At 63.3% G+C, this 15103-nt stretch carries 15 protein-coding genes and 1 riboswitch; of the genes, 12 read left to right on the top strand and 3 right to left on the bottom strand.

Annotated features, from left to right (window positions below; translation table 11 throughout):
- Positions 1–5 precede the first annotated feature (5 nt).
- Both purN and purM read right to left on the bottom strand, forming a co-directional pair.
- Complete coding sequence (gene purN / locus AACY45_RS00695; RefSeq protein ID WP_166589106.1) at positions 6–656, bottom strand: phosphoribosylglycinamide formyltransferase; 651 nt, start codon at positions 654–656, stop codon at positions 6–8.
- A gap of 11 nt (positions 657–667) precedes the next feature.
- Positions 668–1726 (bottom strand): phosphoribosylformylglycinamidine cyclo-ligase, encoded by a 1059-nt coding sequence (purM, locus tag AACY45_RS00700; protein ID WP_339543685.1) that lies wholly within the window; start codon positions 1724–1726, stop codon positions 668–670.
- A 386-nt stretch (positions 1727–2112) separates the two neighbouring features.
- Here purM and AACY45_RS00705 point away from each other — a divergent pair, with 386 nt between their 5' ends.
- The 6 genes from AACY45_RS00705 (at position 2113) to AACY45_RS00730 (ending at position 7398) form a co-directional block, all read left to right on the top strand.
- The gene (locus AACY45_RS00705; RefSeq protein ID WP_339543686.1) at positions 2113–3147 is read left to right on the top strand and encodes a DUF2066 domain-containing protein; all 1035 of its coding nucleotides are present in this window, start codon (positions 2113–2115) and stop codon (positions 3145–3147) included.
- Between the two features lie 34 nt (positions 3148–3181).
- On the top strand, positions 3182–4255 hold the full coding sequence (locus AACY45_RS00710) for an AI-2E family transporter (RefSeq protein ID WP_339543687.1): 1074 nt from the start codon (positions 3182–3184) through the stop codon (positions 4253–4255).
- Between the two features lie 146 nt (positions 4256–4401).
- A complete protein-coding gene (gene hda, locus AACY45_RS00715; RefSeq protein WP_008033543.1) occupies positions 4402–5106 on the top strand; it encodes a DnaA regulatory inactivator Hda in 705 nt (234 codons plus the stop codon).
- 213 nt (positions 5107–5319) lie between these two features.
- Positions 5320–5943 carry a C40 family peptidase gene (locus tag AACY45_RS00720; RefSeq protein WP_339543688.1) on the top strand — a complete coding sequence of 208 codons (624 nt, stop codon included), beginning with the start codon at positions 5320–5322 and terminating at the stop codon, positions 5941–5943.
- Positions 5944–6175: 232 nt separating this feature from the next.
- Positions 6176–6709 carry a C40 family peptidase gene (locus AACY45_RS00725; RefSeq protein WP_339543689.1) on the top strand — a complete coding sequence of 178 codons (534 nt, stop codon included), beginning with the start codon at positions 6176–6178 and terminating at the stop codon, positions 6707–6709.
- Positions 6710–6735: 26 nt separating this feature from the next.
- Positions 6736–7398, top strand: a complete 663-nt coding sequence (locus tag AACY45_RS00730) for an O-methyltransferase (RefSeq protein ID WP_339543690.1) — start codon at positions 6736–6738, stop codon at positions 7396–7398.
- Positions 7399–7407: 9 nt separating this feature from the next.
- On the opposite strand, the gene AACY45_RS00735 is transcribed toward AACY45_RS00730, so the two are convergent.
- Complete coding sequence (locus AACY45_RS00735; RefSeq protein WP_339543691.1) at positions 7408–8721, bottom strand: PQQ-dependent sugar dehydrogenase; 1314 nt, start codon at positions 8719–8721, stop codon at positions 7408–7410.
- 108 nt (positions 8722–8829) lie between these two features.
- Positions 8830–9066, top strand: a riboswitch (cobalamin riboswitch).
- Between the two features lie 81 nt (positions 9067–9147).
- Between AACY45_RS00735 and cobO the strand changes: the two genes are divergently transcribed.
- From cobO to AACY45_RS00765, 6 genes are read left to right on the top strand one after another with little or no spacing between them, the layout of a single operon-like run.
- Positions 9148–9759, top strand: a complete 612-nt coding sequence (cobO, locus tag AACY45_RS00740) for a cob(I)yrinic acid a,c-diamide adenosyltransferase (protein WP_339543692.1) — start codon at positions 9148–9150, stop codon at positions 9757–9759.
- A 10-nt stretch (positions 9760–9769) separates the two neighbouring features.
- Positions 9770–11101, top strand: coding sequence for a cobyrinate a,c-diamide synthase (locus AACY45_RS00745; RefSeq protein ID WP_339543693.1), 1332 nt, complete (start codon positions 9770–9772; stop codon positions 11099–11101).
- Entirely contained in the window at positions 11098–11748 is a 651-nt protein-coding gene (bluB, locus tag AACY45_RS00750) for a 5,6-dimethylbenzimidazole synthase (RefSeq protein WP_339543694.1), read from the top strand. Before AACY45_RS00745 ends, bluB begins: the two co-directional genes overlap by 4 nt.
- Positions 11745–12653, top strand: coding sequence for an adenosylcobinamide-phosphate synthase CbiB (cbiB, locus tag AACY45_RS00755; protein ID WP_339543695.1), 909 nt, complete (start codon positions 11745–11747; stop codon positions 12651–12653). The genes bluB and cbiB overlap by 4 nt, the downstream gene beginning before the upstream one ends.
- The gene (cobD, locus tag AACY45_RS00760) at positions 12646–13647 is read left to right on the top strand and encodes a threonine-phosphate decarboxylase CobD (RefSeq protein WP_339543696.1); all 1002 of its coding nucleotides are present in this window, start codon (positions 12646–12648) and stop codon (positions 13645–13647) included. The genes cbiB and cobD overlap by 8 nt, the downstream gene beginning before the upstream one ends.
- Positions 13635–15086 carry a cobyric acid synthase gene (locus AACY45_RS00765; RefSeq protein WP_339543697.1) on the top strand — a complete coding sequence of 484 codons (1452 nt, stop codon included), beginning with the start codon at positions 13635–13637 and terminating at the stop codon, positions 15084–15086. Before cobD ends, AACY45_RS00765 begins: the two co-directional genes overlap by 13 nt.
- Positions 15087–15103 lie beyond the last annotated feature (17 nt).

The following is a 15103-nucleotide window of genomic DNA, read 5'->3' on the forward strand; positions in this document are numbered from 1 at the left end:
ATCTCCTAGTTACGAATCAAGTGACCGCTGGCCTCGAGCAACTGGCCATCCAGTAAAGCACCTTCTTCGCCAAGGCTCAGGCGGCCCTCGGCAAACCAGCGAACAGCCAACGGATAAATCTGGTGTTCGCGCACGTGTACGCGTTGCGCCAGACTTTGCGGCGAATCATGCAACTCTACCGGTATTACTGCCTGTACGACCAGTGGGCCGCCGTCGAGTTCCTCGGTAACGAAGTGCACGCTGCATCCGTGTTCAGTGTCGCCGGCCTCCAGCGCTCGCTGATGAGTGTGTAACCCTTTGTATTTGGGTAGCAGCGAAGGGTGGATATTGAGCAGGCGGCCCTGATAGTGGCGCACGAAATCAGCGCTGAGAATGCGCATGAAGCCGGCCAGTACCACCAGCTTGGGCTGGAATGCATCGATCAGTTCGATCAAGGCAGCATCGAAGGCCTCGCGGCCTTCGAATGCCTTGTGATCCAGGGTGCGGGTGTCGATACCCGCGTCCCTGGCGCGCTGAAGGCCGTAGGCATCGGCGCGGTTCGAGATCACGGCGCGGATGCGGACAGGGTTGTCCGCATGCTGTGCGTCGTCGATCAAGGCCTGCAAGTTACTGCCGGTGCCGGATAACAGCACCACCACATCACAGGTCTTGGACATCGGCTCTTGCATCAATGTGCCTTGAGGTTCTTCAGTTCAACCTGAGCCGCGCCTTCGGCAGCGGTGGAGATCTGGCCGATGACCCACGGTTGCTCGCCGGCTTCACGCAGGACGTTCAGCGCGGTTTCAACGTGCTCTTGAGCGACGCAGATGACCATGCCCACGCCGCAGTTCAGTACGCGGTGCATTTCGTTTTCGTCGACGTTGCCTTGCTCTTGCAGCCAGTCGAACACGGCAGGACGGGTCCAGCTCGCCACGTCAACCACGGCTTGTGCGCCTTTTGGCAGAACGCGCGGGATGTTGTCCAGCAGGCCACCACCGGTGATGTGGGCCATGGCTTTTACCGCGCCGGTGTCCTTGATCAGCTTGAGCAGCGGCTTGACGTAGATGCGGGTCGGCGCCATCAGCAGGTCGGTCAGCGGTTTGCCGTCGAGTTGGATGTTCTCGATGTCGGCACCCGACACTTCGATGATCTTGCGGATCAGCGAGTAACCGTTGGAGTGCGGGCCGGACGACGGCAGGGCGAGCAGGGCATCGCCGGCGGCCACTTTCGAGCCGTCGATGATCTCGGCTTTCTCGACCACACCGACGCAGAAGCCAGCCAGGTCGTAGTCTTCGCCTTCGTACATGCCAGGCATTTCAGCGGTTTCGCCGCCGACCAGGGAGCAGCCGGACAGTTCGCAGCCAGCACCAATGCCAGTGACAACCTGGGTGGCGGTTTCGACGTTCAGCTTGCCGGTGGCGTAGTAGTCCAGGAAGAACAGCGGTTCGGCGCCGCAAACCACCAGGTCGTTAACGCACATGGCCACCAGGTCGATGCCGATGCTGTCGTGCTTGTTCAGGTTCAGTGCCAGGCGCAGCTTGGTGCCAACACCGTCGGTGCCGGAAACCAGTACAGGCTGCTTGTAGCCGGCCGGGATTTCGCAGAGGGCGCCGAAACCGCCCAGGCCGCCCATGACTTCCGGGCGCGCAGTGCGCTTGGCGACGCTCTTGATGCGTTCGACCAATGCTTCACCGGCGTCGATGTCTACACCGGCGTCCTTGTAGCTCAGGGAGGGTTGCTTGCTCATGATCCAGGCCTTTAGGGGGGATTCAGGGGTAACGACCGAGTCTGGCGGGAAGGCTGAAAGCGTCCTGGCGGGAGTGCCGCGCAAAACAATTCAGGTCACCCGGCCATTGCCGGTCTGCGAAGGCGCGCGATTTTATCAGGCTTGAGGGGCAGCGGCCATCCTCGGGCCGACGGGCAGGGGCATATCGGCAAAAAAAAGCAAAAAATGCCGGCGCTGGTGGCCTCGCGTACCGCTGTATAAGGTAGAGCCGTTTACCGTCTATGGTTATGACGGAGTAAAAACTTCCAGCGATCGCGTGAATGTTTTGCCGGGGCGCATGGTCACAGCCCTGTTCGAATCGATTCATGCGGTGTGTTCCAGCCGCTTTCTGTCGTCGGGAATCTTCCATGCGTCTGTGTAAATTGCTATTTGCCGGTGTGTTGTCAGTGCTCAGCCTGGCCAGCCAGGCCCAAACCGTCAAAGGTCTCTATCAGGTGCGCGAACCGGTCAGCAACCAGACCCCGCAAGAGCGCGACCAAGCCACCCAGCGTGCGCTCGACACCCTGGTGTTGCGTCTGACCGGGGATGCCAAGGCCTTGCAAAGCCCCGGTGTGGCGGCCTTGCGCAAGGACCCGCAACAAATCATCAGTCAGTACGGCTACGATGCCGGGCCGCCGGAAAGCCTGCAGGTCGAGTTCGATCCGGCGAGTACCGATCGCGCACTGCGCCAGGCCGGGTTGGCCTTGTGGGGCGCCAATCGGCCGTCGATCCTCGGTTGGTGGCTCAACGACTCCAGCGAAGGCTCGAGCCTGGTGGGCGACGGCCAGTCCAGTGCCGAGCCCTTGCGCCGTGCGGCCCAGCATCGTGGGTTACCCTTGCGCCTGCCGCTGGCCGACTTGAGTGAGCAACTGGTCGCCACCGCGCCCAACCTGGAAGGTAACGATTCCACCCCGTTGCGCAGTGCCTCCGAGCGTTATGGCGCCGATGGCCTGCTGGCGGTGCATGCGCGTGAGGACGGCGGTACCTGGCAGGCCAAGTGGCATCTTTGGCTGGGAGACCAGCGTGAGCAGGGCAGCGTGCAGGGGGTGGACAGTGCGGCGGTCGCCGACGCGGTATTGCTGGCAGTGAGTGAGCGCCTGGCGCCGCGCTTTGTCTCTAAATCGGGGGCGTCCGGCGAGCAGTTGTTGGAGGTGCAGGGCATGAACCTTGAGCGTTATGCCGCGCTGGGGCGTTTGCTGGAGCCCTTTGGTGCCCGTTTGCAGCGGGTGGTGGGCGACCGGATCGTCTATCGGGTCAATGGCAGTAGCGAGCAACTGCGTGCCCAGTTGAGCCTGGCCAAGTTGCAGGAAGTGACCGTAGTGGCCACTGTGCCACCGCCGCCAGGCGCCGAGGGTGCACCTGCGGCAGTGGCACCCAAAGCGCAATTGAGTTTTCGCTGGTAGTTTTTCTTTTCCTATATAGAAGCAGGAGTGGTACATGGCCGATTCGCGGCGTTGGGTTTGGCTGGGTGGGGTCGTCCTGCTGTGTCTGTTCATTTATCTGTTACACCCGATCCTCACGCCGTTTCTGGTGGCGCTGGGCTTGGCGTACCTGTTCGACCCGATGGTCGATCGCCTGGAAAAGTACGGGCTGTCGCGGACCTGGGGGGTGGTGGCGGTATTTACCGTATTCACCTTGATCGTCATGGCCTTGTTGCTGGTGCTGGTGCCGATGCTGGCCAAGCAGTTGTTGCGCCTGTACGAACTGGCCCCGCAGATGCTCGACTGGCTGCAGCACACTGCGATGCCATGGGCGCAGGCCAAGTTGGGACTGGCGGACGGCTTCTGGAAGTTTGACAAGGTCAAGGCCGCCATCAGTGAGCACATGGGGCAGACCACCGATATCGTCGGGGTGGTGCTGAGCCAGGCTACGGCGTCGAGCCTGGCGTTGATCGGGTTGCTGGCCAACCTGGTGTTGATCCCGGTGGTGAGCTTCTACCTGCTGCGCGATTGGGACGTGATGATGGCCAAGATCCGCAGCCTGTTGCCTCGTGATCGTGAGGCGCGGCTGGTGTCGCTGGCCGGCGAATGCCATGAGGTGCTGGGCGCCTTCGTGCGCGGGCAGTTGTTGGTGATGCTGGCGCTGGGGGTGATCTATGCGGCGGGCCTGATGCTGATCGGCCTGGAGCTGGGGTTGTTGATCGGCCTGATTGCCGGCCTGGCGGCCATCGTGCCCTACATGGGCTTTGTGATCGGGATTGGCGCGGCGTTGATTGCCGGACTGTTCCAGTTTGGGGGCGACCTGTACCCGATGATCGGGATTGTCGCGGTGTTCATGGTTGGCCAGGCCCTGGAAGGCATGGTGCTGACGCCGTTACTGGTGGGGGATCGGATTGGCCTGCATCCGGTGGCGGTGATCTTTGCGATCCTGGCCGGCGGCGAGCTGTTCGGCTTTACCGGGATCCTGCTGGCGTTGCCGGTGGCGGCGGTGATCATGGTGCTGGTGCGTCACGTGCAAGATTTGTACAAGGATTCGGGAATGTACAGCGGGGTCCAGGGGCCCGAGGCGTGAGCGCGTCTGGCCCGATACTGGCAAGTTAACGCAAACCTTTGATTTTGCTTATGGTCTGTTGCATTGTGCGGCTGGCTTCACGGGTATAAACTTTGCAAACTTTACACAGAGGCCACTAACGGTTCCTTTGGAACTGTTCAGTCAGCATGAAACCGATTCAGCTGCCCCTAGGTGTGCGTCTGCGTGATGACGCCACCTTTATCAATTACTACCCTGGCGCCAACGCCGCTGCACTCGGCTATGTCGAACGCCTGTGCGAAGCCGACGCCGGCTGGACCGAAAGCCTGATCTATCTGTGGGGCAAGGACGGCGTAGGGCGTACGCACTTGCTGCAGGCGGCGTGCCTGCGCTTCGAGCAGTTGGGCGAGCCGGCGGTGTACCTGCCGTTGGCCGAGTTGCTGGACCGGGGTATTGAAATCCTCGACAACCTCGAACAGTACGAACTGGTGTGCCTGGATGACCTGCAGGCGGTCGCCGGCCGGGCGGACTGGGAAGAGGCGCTGTTCCACCTGTTCAATCGCCTGCGTGACAGTGGCCGGCGTTTGCTGATCGCGGCGTCGACTTCGCCGCGGGAATTGCCGGTCAAGCTGGCTGACCTCAAATCCCGTTTGACCCTGGCGTTGATTTTCCAGATGCGGCCGCTGTCCGATGAGGACAAGTTGCGCGCCCTGCAACTGCGTGCCTCGCGCCGTGGTCTGCACCTGACCGACGAAGTCGGGCATTTTATCCTGACTCGCGGTACCCGCAGCATGAGTGCCCTGTTCGAGCTGCTTGAGCGCCTCGACCAGGCGTCCCTGCAGGCTCAGCGCAAGCTGACCATTCCCTTCCTCAAAGAAACCCTGGGCTGGTAAAACCGCGGCCTGCAGCGCGTTTCGGCAAATTTCAGGCGCCAGAAAACCCGCAGACGAACGGCGTTCGAGATGCGTGCAGATTTAAAATGGACTTAAGCGCTTAGATGACAGGGCGAAACCGCAAAGTCACATTTAAATCGATTGAATTTGCAAATGAGGATGATAGAAGGCATAGTCTCGGCTTCTTTACACAATTCAGCCACGGTCGTGCCCATGCTAAAGCGCTTCGCACCCCTCGTGCCTCTCGCACTCGTCACCCTGTTGTTTGGTTGCGCTGCACACTCCCCAGTGTCCCAGCAAGAGCCCCAGCAACAGGTCAAGCACTCTGTTACCGCACAGTCTTCCGCTGTTTCCCAGGAAGAACTGGCAACCGAAAAAGAGCTGGCCGCATTTGCGGGCCGCAAGCCTTACCAGATGCCGGTTCTGGCCGACAGCATCCTCGAACGTGGCATGTCCCTGATCGGTACTCGTTACCGTTTTGGCGGTACCTCTGAAGCCGGTTTCGATTGCAGCGGCTTCATCGGCTATCTGTTCCGTGAGGAAGCGGGCATGAACCTGCCGCGCTCCACCCGCGAAATGATCAACGTTGATGCTCCGCTGGTTTCGCGCAGCAAGCTGGAACCGGGCGACCTGCTGTTCTTCGCCACCAACGGTCGTCGCGGGCGTGTCAGCCACGCCGGGATCTACCTGGGTGACAACCAGTTCATCCACTCCAGCAGCAGCCGCAGCGGCGGTGTCCGGGTCGATAGCCTGGGCGACAGCTACTGGAGCAAGACCTTCATCGAAGCCAAGCGCGCCCTCGCCATGGCTCCGACCACGGTCACTGCCCGCAAGTAAGCGGGCAGGCTGGCAAGGGCGCTCCAGGCGAGCGCCAGCCAGCGGAAAAATCCCTTCCTCGGCAATACCCCTCCTTTTTGTAGTGCAAACTTAAAGTCTTACTTGAAGTTTGGCGCGTAGCCGCTAGAATCCTGATCTATTGTTGATCAACTAACCGCGTAAGCCCTGCTTACGCGGTTTTGTTTTCAGCCTCCCGGCAGAGACAGCCGTAGCCAGATCAGGATGTTCGGTAATGACGATGTCGGCCCGCCTTGCACTCGTGTTCTGTGTCGCGCTGCTCAGCGCCTGTGCCAGTCGCACGCCACCGCCGGCCAAAGTGGTCCGCGCGCCGATTTTCGCGCCTACCCAGAATTTTTCCCCGGCTGTTGAAGACGTGCTGTTCCGCGCCCTGGGCCTGGTGGGAACCCCTTATCGCTGGGGCGGTAATACACCGGATTCGGGATTTGATTGCAGTGGCTTGATTGGCTATGTCTACCGGGACGCAGCCGGTATTTCCCTGCCGCGCACCACCGGCGAAATGATCGGCATGCAGGCCCCGAGCGTCGGCAAAGAAGCCCTGCAGACCGGGGATGTGATTTTCTTCGCCACCAACGGCGGTTCACGGGTCAGTCACGCCGGTATCTACGTCGGCGAAGGGCGCTTCGTGCATGCCCCGGCCACCGGTGGTACGGTCAAGCTCGACAGCTTGTCCAAAGCCTATTGGCAAAAAGCCTACCTGAGCGCCAAGCGCGTACTGCAACCCGAGCATTTGGCGCGCAATCCCTAGCTCACAATGGGTTGGCAGAGGTGGTGATGACCGCGCGTACGCTCAATCTCGACGATGCCCTGTATCAGTACCTGCTCGACGTCTCGCTGCGCGAAACGCCGCTGCAACGTCGTCTGCGTGACGAAACCCAGGCGCTGCCCCTGGCGCGTTGGCAGGTGGCGCCGGAGCAAGGCCAGTTCCTGGCGTTGCTGGTCAAGCTCACGGGCGCGCGCCGAATTATAGAAGTGGGAACCTTCACCGGTTACAGCGCCCTGTGCATGGCGGCGGCCTTGCCGGACGACGGTCAACTGATCTGCTGCGACATCCTCGGTGACTACAACGCCACGGCGCGCCGCTACTGGCAGGAAGCCGGCCTCAGCGAGCGCATCGAGCTGCGCCTGGCACCGGCGTTGCAGACCCTGGCGCAACTAGAGCAGCACGGTCAGGGTGGTCGTTTCGACTTGATATTCATCGATGCCGACAAGGCCAACTATCCGGCCTACCTGGAAAGTGCCCTGCGCCTGTTGCGCAGTGGCGGGCTGGCGGTCTTCGACAACACCCTGTGGAGTGGCCGAGTCCTGGAGCTCCAGCCCGAGAGCGCCGACACCCGCGCCATCCAGGCACTCAACCTGGCCTTGAAGGATGATCCGCGGGTCGACCTGTCGTTATTGCCCCTGGGGGATGGCCTGACGCTGTGCCGCAAACGCTAGGCGCTGAAGTTACTGGCGCGCGGACACCCGCCACACTTTGTTGCCCACGTCGTCGGCCACCAGCAAGCTCCCCTGTCGATCGATCACCACCCCCACCGGCCGGCCCATGGCCTCTTCGTCCTGATTGAGGAAGCCGCTCAGCACATCCACCGGCTGCCCGCTCGGTTTGCCGGCACTGAAGGGCACGAAGATCACCTTATAGCCGCTGTGCGGTTTGCGGTTCCACGAGCCATGCTGGCCGATAAACGCGCCTTCGGTGAACGGCGCAGGCAACGTGCTGCCTTCGGCGAAGGTCAGGCCCAGGGAGGCGGTGTGTGGACCCACCGCGTAGTCCGGGGAAATGGCCTTGGCCACCAAGTCCGGGTCTTGCGGGCTGACGCGGACATCGACGTGCTGGCCGTAGTAACTGAAGGGCCAGCCATAAACGCCGCCGTCCTTGACCGAGGTGATGTAGTCCGGCACCAGGTCGCTGCCGATCTCGTCCCGTTCGTTGACCGCCGTCCACAGTTTGCCCGAGCTTGGCTCCCAGGCCAGGCCATTGGGGTTGCGCAGGCCCGAGGCGAAAATCCGCTGACGGCCGGTGGCGCGATCCACCTCCCAGATGGCGGCGCGGCCCTGCTCCTGCTCCAGGCCGTTTTCCCCGACATTGCTGTTGGAGCCCACTGTGACATACAGCTTGCTGCCGTCCTGGCTGGCGACGACGTTTTTGGTCCAGTGGTGATTCAGCGTGCCACCGGGCAGGTCGATGACTTTCATCGGTTTGCTGGTGATCGAGGTTTGCCCCTCGACATAGTTAAAGCGCAGCAAACGATCGGTGTCGGCGACGTACAAGTCGTTGCCCACCAGGGTCATGCCGAACGGTGAGTTGAGGTTTTCGATAAAGCGGGTGCGGGTTTCGGCCACGCCATCGTGGTTGCTGTCGCGTAGCAGGGTGATGCGGTTGGCGCTTGGCACCGTGGCGCCAGCGCGGGCCATGACCTTGCCCATGACCCAGCCACGGATGCCTTTGGCATCGTCGGGTTTGGGCGGTGCATTGGTTTCGGCGACCAACACATCGCCGTTGGGCAGTACGTAGAGCCAGCGTGGATGCTCCAGGCCTTCGGCAAAAGCAGCCACCTGGGTGCCGGGCGCGGCGGTCGGTTTGGCGCCATGGGCCCAGCCGACGGCAGGGGCGATGTTGACGGTGGGAATCAGGGTTTTGTTGGGTTCAGGCAACTTGGGCGAAGGCCCGGTGCCGTCCTCGACCCTGAGGGTCGAGGTTTCTGTGCAGGCAGCCAGGCCGGCGGCCAGGGCGATGACAGCGACGAGGCGGGACTTGGACATGCGGCTCTCCCTTTGAATGCACCAGTTAATGCATAGAGGAGCCAGCAGGGTCTTAGGTTCAATCCATCAGGTGCGGCTTTAATTGACGCTCCACCCCCAACCCACTAACCTTCGCGACTTGTTTCAGGTGCTCGGTGACCTCAGGGTCGATCGAGTGAAACAGGGAAGCCGGTGAGCACGCGTGCCATGACAGGACGAGTGACGATCCCGGCGCTGCCCCCGCAACGGTAAATGAGTGAAAACGACGCTTTGAGCCACTGTATCGGTGTCCGATATGGGAAGGCGCGTCGTCCGGCCAGCGCGCCACTCATGAGCCCGGAGACCGGCCTGATCCATCCAGCGGCATCACGGTGGGCGATGCCAGGCTTCTTGCCGTCTATTTCTATGCCTGCCCGCCGTTATCCAGCCTCAACGGAGAGCTCCCCCATGACTGATTCCCCTGATCGTGACGAACGCCACCTGGCGCGCATGCAGCGCAAAAAAGCCGTGATCGATGAACGTATTGCCAACTCGCCCAACGAATGTGGCCTGCTGCTGGTGCTGACCGGCAACGGCAAAGGCAAGAGCAGTTCGGCGTTCGGCATGCTCGCCCGCGCCATGGGCCATGGCATGCAGTGCGGTGTGGTGCAGTTCATCAAGGGCCGCAACAGCACGGGTGAGGAGCTGTTCTTCCGGCGCTTCCCGCAGCAAGTGCGGTTTCATGTGATGGGCGAGGGCTTCACCTGGGAAACCCAGGACCGCCAGCGCGATATCGCCGCTGCCGAGGCCGCCTGGCAGGTGTCCCGCGAGTTGCTGCGCGACCCGGCCATCGGCCTGGTGGTGCTCGATGAGCTGAACATCGCCCTCAAGCATGGCTACCTTGATCTCGATCAAGTGCTCAGCGACTTGCAAGCCCGCCCGCCGATGCAACACGTGGTAGTCACCGGCCGCGGCGCCAAAGAACAAATGATCGAACTGGCGGACACCGTCACCGAAATGGGCGTGATCAAGCATGCGTTCCAGGCCGGGATCAAGGCGCAAAAAGGCGTCGAGCTGTGAGCCTCCTTTCATGACTGGCAGTCGTTTTTGCCCGGCGGTCCTGATCGCCGCACCAGCCTCCGGCCAGGGCAAGACCACCGTCACCGCTGCCCTGGCCCGTTTGCACCGCAATCAGGGGCGCAAGGTCCGGGTGTTCAAGTGTGGCCCGGATTTTCTCGACCCGATGATTCTCGAACGCGCCAGTGGCCAGCCGGTGTATCAACTGGACATGTGGATGGTCGGCGAGCAGGAAAGTCGCCGCCTGTTGTGGGAAGCCGCCGCCGAGGCTGACCTGATCCTGATCGAAGGGGTCATGGGCCTGTTCGACGGCACCCCGTCCAGCGCCGACCTGGCGCGCCACTTCGGCGTGCCGGTGCTGGGGGTAATCGACGGCACCGCCATGGCCCAGACCTTTGGTGCACTGGCATTGGGCCTGGCGCGTTATCAGCCGGACCTGCCATTTGCCGGTGTGCTGGCCAACCGGGTGGGCACCCTGCGCCATGCTCAGTTGCTCGAAGGCAGTCTCACCGAAGGCTTGCGTTGGTATGGCGCGTTGTCCCGGGAAACCGGGATCGAATTGCCGAGCCGGCACCTGGGCCTGGTGCAAGCCAGTGAGCTGAACGACCTGGACCTGCGCCTCGATGCCGCCGCCGAGGCCCTGGCCAGCAGTTGCCAGGTGGCCTTGCCGCCTGCGGTGGAATTTGCCGCGCCCGACGTGAACCCCGCCGAGCCCCTGCTGGCCGGTGTGCGCATTGCCGTGGCCCGGGATGAAGCCTTTGCGTTCACCTATGGCGCGAGCCTGGACTTGCTGCGCGCGATGGGCGCGCAGTTGCATTTCTTCTCACCGATCCGCGACCGCCAGTTGCCTGAGGCCGATAGCCTGTACCTGCCGGGGGGCTACCCGGAATTGCACCACGTGGCCTTGGCGCGCAACACCGCGATGCTCGACGCCATCCGTGCCCATCATGCCGCCGGCAAGCCGCTGCTCGCCGAGTGTGGCGGCATGCTGTATCTGCTGGACTCCCTGACCGACGTTGATGGCAACCGTGCCGAACTGGTGGGGTTGCTGGCAGGCGCTGCAGTGATGCAAAAACGCCTGGCGGCGCTGGCGCTGCAAGCGGTCGAGCTGCCGGAAGGCGCGTTGCGTGGGCACACCTACCACCATTCCCTGACCAGCACCGAACTGACCCCGATTGCCCGCGGCCTGAGCCCGAACGGTGGGCGGGGCGCGGAGGTGGTTTATCGTGAGGGGCGACTGACGGCTTCTTATGTGCACTTTTATTTTCCGTCCAATCCCAGCGCTGTAGCCGCGTTGTTTGCGCCAGACCCTGTGAGAGCGAGCTTGCTCGCGAACGGCTCATGACCGACAACGCCTTTACCGAAACCGAGCGCGCAGCGGTCTACCGCGCCATCGCCGAGCGCCGCGACATGCGCCATTTCAGCGGTGGCACGGTGGAGCCTGAGCTGCTGCGCCGTTTGCTGGAAGCTGCGCATCAGGCGCCCAGTGTCGGCCTGATGCAGCCATGGCGCTTCATTCGCATCAGCGACCGCACTTTGCGCGGGCAGCTCCAGGCGTTGGTGGAGGAAGAACGCATTCGCACCGCCGAAGCCCTCGGCGAGCGCAGCGATGAGTTCATGAAACTCAAGGTCGAAGGCATCAACGATTGCGCCGAAGTGCTGGTCGCCGCATTGATGGACGATCGCGAGCGGCATATTTTCGGCCGCCGCACCTTGCCGGAAATGGACATGGCTTCGTTGTCCTGCGCGATCCAGAACCTCTGGCTGGCGTCACGCGCCGAAGGCCTGGGCATGGGCTGGGTCTCGCTGTTCGAGCCCCGGGCGCTGGCTGATCTGTTGCAATTGCCAGCCGGCGCCAAACCCGTGGCGATTCTCTGCCTGGGCCCGGTCAAGGCGTTTTATCCGGCGCCAATGCTGGCCCTCGAAGGCTGGGCGCACGTGCGTCCGCTGCATGAACTGCTGTACGAAAATGTCTGGGGAGTGAGTCAATGAGCGTGGCGTTGTTGAGTGTCGCTGCCGTTGCGCTGGATGCGCTGCTGGGCGAACCCAAGCGCTGGCATCCGCTGGTGGCGTTCGGTCGTTTTGCCGGGCGCATCGAGCAGCGTTTCAATTCAGCCGGCCGTGGCTGGCGCAGTCATGGGGTGACCGCGTGGGTGCTGGCCGTGGTGCCGCTGACCCTGGTGGCCACGGCGTTGTCCTGGCTGCCCTACCTCGGCTGGATCGTCGAGATCCTCGCCCTGTATTGCGCCTTGGGCTTGCGCAGCCTCGGGGAGCACGTCGAGCCGGTGGCCCAGGCGCTGCGCAGCAATGACCTGGACGAAGCACGCACCCGCGTCAGTTACCTGGTCAGCCGCCAGACCAGTGAGCTGGACGCCAACGAAGTGGCTCGCGCGGCCACCGAGTCGGTCCTGGAAAATGGCAGCGATGCGGTGTTTGCCGCGTTGTTCTGGTTCGCCGTGGCCGGTGCGCCCGGGGTGGTGCTGTATCGCCTGAGCAATACCCTGGATGCCATGTGGGGCTATCGCAACGAGCGTTTCGAGCGTTTCGGCTGGGCGGCGGCGAAAATCGATGACGTGCTCAACTACATTCCCGCACGCCTGGTGGCCCTGACCTACGCGGTGCTCGGCAAGACCCGGCTGGCCCTCAAGTGCTGGCGCACCCAGGGACCGACCTGGGACAGCCCGAATGCGGGGCCGGTGATGGCTGCCGGGGCGGGCGCACTGGGCGTCGAGTTGGGTGGGGCGGCGATCTATCATGGCGAACTGCACCAGCGTCCGCCCTTGGGTGAAGGCGTGCCGGCGGACGCCAGCGCCATCGACCGTGGCTGGCTGCTGGTCCAGCGCGGGGTATGGTTATGGCTGCTGATCCTCTGTGTGGGGGCTGAGTTTTATGCTTGAGCACGGTGGCCGCCTGCGCAAGGCGGCGTTGCACTACGGGATTGCCGAAGCGGACTGGCTCGACCTCTCCAGCGGGCTGGCACCTTGGCCGTGGGAAATCCCGCCGATTCCCGCCAGGGCCTGGGCCCGCTTGCCGGAAACCGAGGACGGCCTGGAACAGGCTGCCCGGCAATACTATGGCGCGACGCAGGTGCTGCCCGTCGCCGGTTCGCAGATGGCCATCCAGTTGCTGCCGCGCTTGCGGCGGGCCGGCAAGGTCGGCGTACTGTCGCCCTGTTACGCCGAACACGCCGAAGCCTGGCGGCGTAACGGCTATATCGTGCGCGAGGTGCTGGAGCAGGAGGTGGAGTTTTTCATCGACAACCTCGACGTGCTGGTGGTGGTCAACCCCAACAACCCCACGGGCCTGAGCCTGACCCCGGAGCGCCTGCTCGACTGGCATGCCCGTCTGGCCCAGAGAGGCGGCTGGCTGGTGGTGGATGAAGCGTTCATGGACAACACCCCGCACCTGAGCCTGGCGTCTTTTACCCATCAGGTCGGGCTGATCGTGTTGCGCTCCTTCGGCAAGTTCTTCGGCCTGGCCGGCGTGCGCCTGGGGTTTGTCCTGGCCGAACGGCGGCTGCTCAATCTGCTTGCCGAGCAGGTGGGGCCCTGGGCAGTTGCCGGGCCGACGCGGGTGCTGGGGCAAGCCTGCCTGCTCGACAGCGAAGGTCACCGCCGCCAGCGCGAGCGCAGCGAAGAGGCGAGCGAACGCCTGGTCGAACTGCTGAAGCGGCATGGCTTCAAGCCTCAGGGCGGTTGTGCGCTGTTTCAGTGGTTGAGCACCGAACGTGCCGAGCACCTGTATGAATTCATGGCGCGCCAGGGCATCTTGCTGCGCCTGTTCAGCCACAACAGCAGCCTGCGCTTCGGCTTGCCGGCCGACGAAACCGACTGGTTGCGCCTGGAGCGTGCCTTTGTCGCCTATGCCAAGGAAACTCCATGCCAACGTTGATGGTACAAGGCACCACGTCCGATGCCGGCAAAAGCACCCTGGTGACGGCGCTCTGCCGTTGGGCGACGCGCCAGGGGGTGTCGGTGGTGCCGTTCAAACCGCAGAACATGGCGCTCAACAGCGCGGTCACCGCCGACGGCGGCGAAATCGGCCGGGCCCAGGCGGTGCAGGCCCAGGCCGCCCATCTCGAACCCCACACCGACATGAACCCGGTGCTGCTCAAGCCCAATAGCGATACCGGCGCCCAAGTGATCATTCACGGGCGCGCGGTGACCAGCATGAATGCCGTCGCCTACCACGACTACAAGGCCATCGCCATGCAGGCGGTGCTCGCCTCGCACCAACGCCTGAGCGCGGCCTATCCGCTGGTGATGGTGGAAGGGGCGGGGTCGCCGGCCGAGATCAACCTGCGGGCCGGCGACATTGCCAACATGGGCTTTGCCGAGGCCGTCGATTGCCCGGTGGTGTTGATTGCCGATATCAATCGTGGCGGAGTCTTCGCTCACCTGGTGGGCACCCTGGAGTTGCTGTCGGCCAGCGAGCAGGCGCGGGTCAAGGGCTTCATCATCAACCGTTTTCGCGGTGACATCGCTTTGCTGCAACCGGGCCTGGACTGGCTGGAGGCGCGGACCGGCAAACCGGTGATCGGGGTGTTGCCCTATGTCATGGACCTGCACCTGGAGGCCGAGGACGGCATCGACCAGCGCCAGGCCGACAAGGCCGAACAGGTGCTCAAGGTGGTGGTGCCGGTGTTGCCGCGCATCAGTAATCACACCGACTTCGATCCGCTGCGCCTGCACCCGCAGGTCGATCTGCAATTCGTCGGGCCGGGCCAGGCGATACCGCCCGCCGACCTGATCATCCTGCCGGGCTCCAAGAGCGTGCGCAGCGACCTCGCATACTTGCGCGCCAACGGCTGGGACACCGCCATCGCCCGTCACCTGCGCTACGGCGGCAAGCTGCTGGGTATCTGCGGCGGCCTGCAAATGCTCGGCGCAACGTTGCATGATCCGCTGGGCTTGGAAGGCGCCGCGGGCTCCAGTGCCGGGCTCGGCTTGCTGGCCTTCGACACCGTGCTTGAGGCCGAGAAGCAACTGCGCAATGTGCGTGGCCGCCTGGTGCTGGAAAACGCCGCGGTCAGTGGTTATGAAATTCACGCCGGGGTCACCCACGGTGTGGCCCTGGAGCAGCCCGCAGTGTGGCTTGACGATGGCCGCAGCGATGGCGCCCAGAGTGCCGATGGGCAAGTCCTCGGCACTTACCTGCATGGCCTGTTCGAGTCCCCGGCCGCGTGCAGTGCACTGTTGCGCTGGGCGGGCCTGGAGGATGTGCAGGCGGTTGATTATCACAGGTTGCGCGAGGGTGATATTGAACGCCTGGCGGACCTGGTGGAGAAACATCTGGATACCGGGTTGTTGCGTGAGCTCTGTGGGATTTGAGCTGCTGCGGCAGGCGC

Origin of the sequence: Pseudomonas sp. RA_35y_Pfl2_P32, from assembly GCF_963970735.1 — a bacterium.
Classification (GTDB): domain Bacteria; phylum Pseudomonadota; class Gammaproteobacteria; order Pseudomonadales; family Pseudomonadaceae; genus Aquipseudomonas.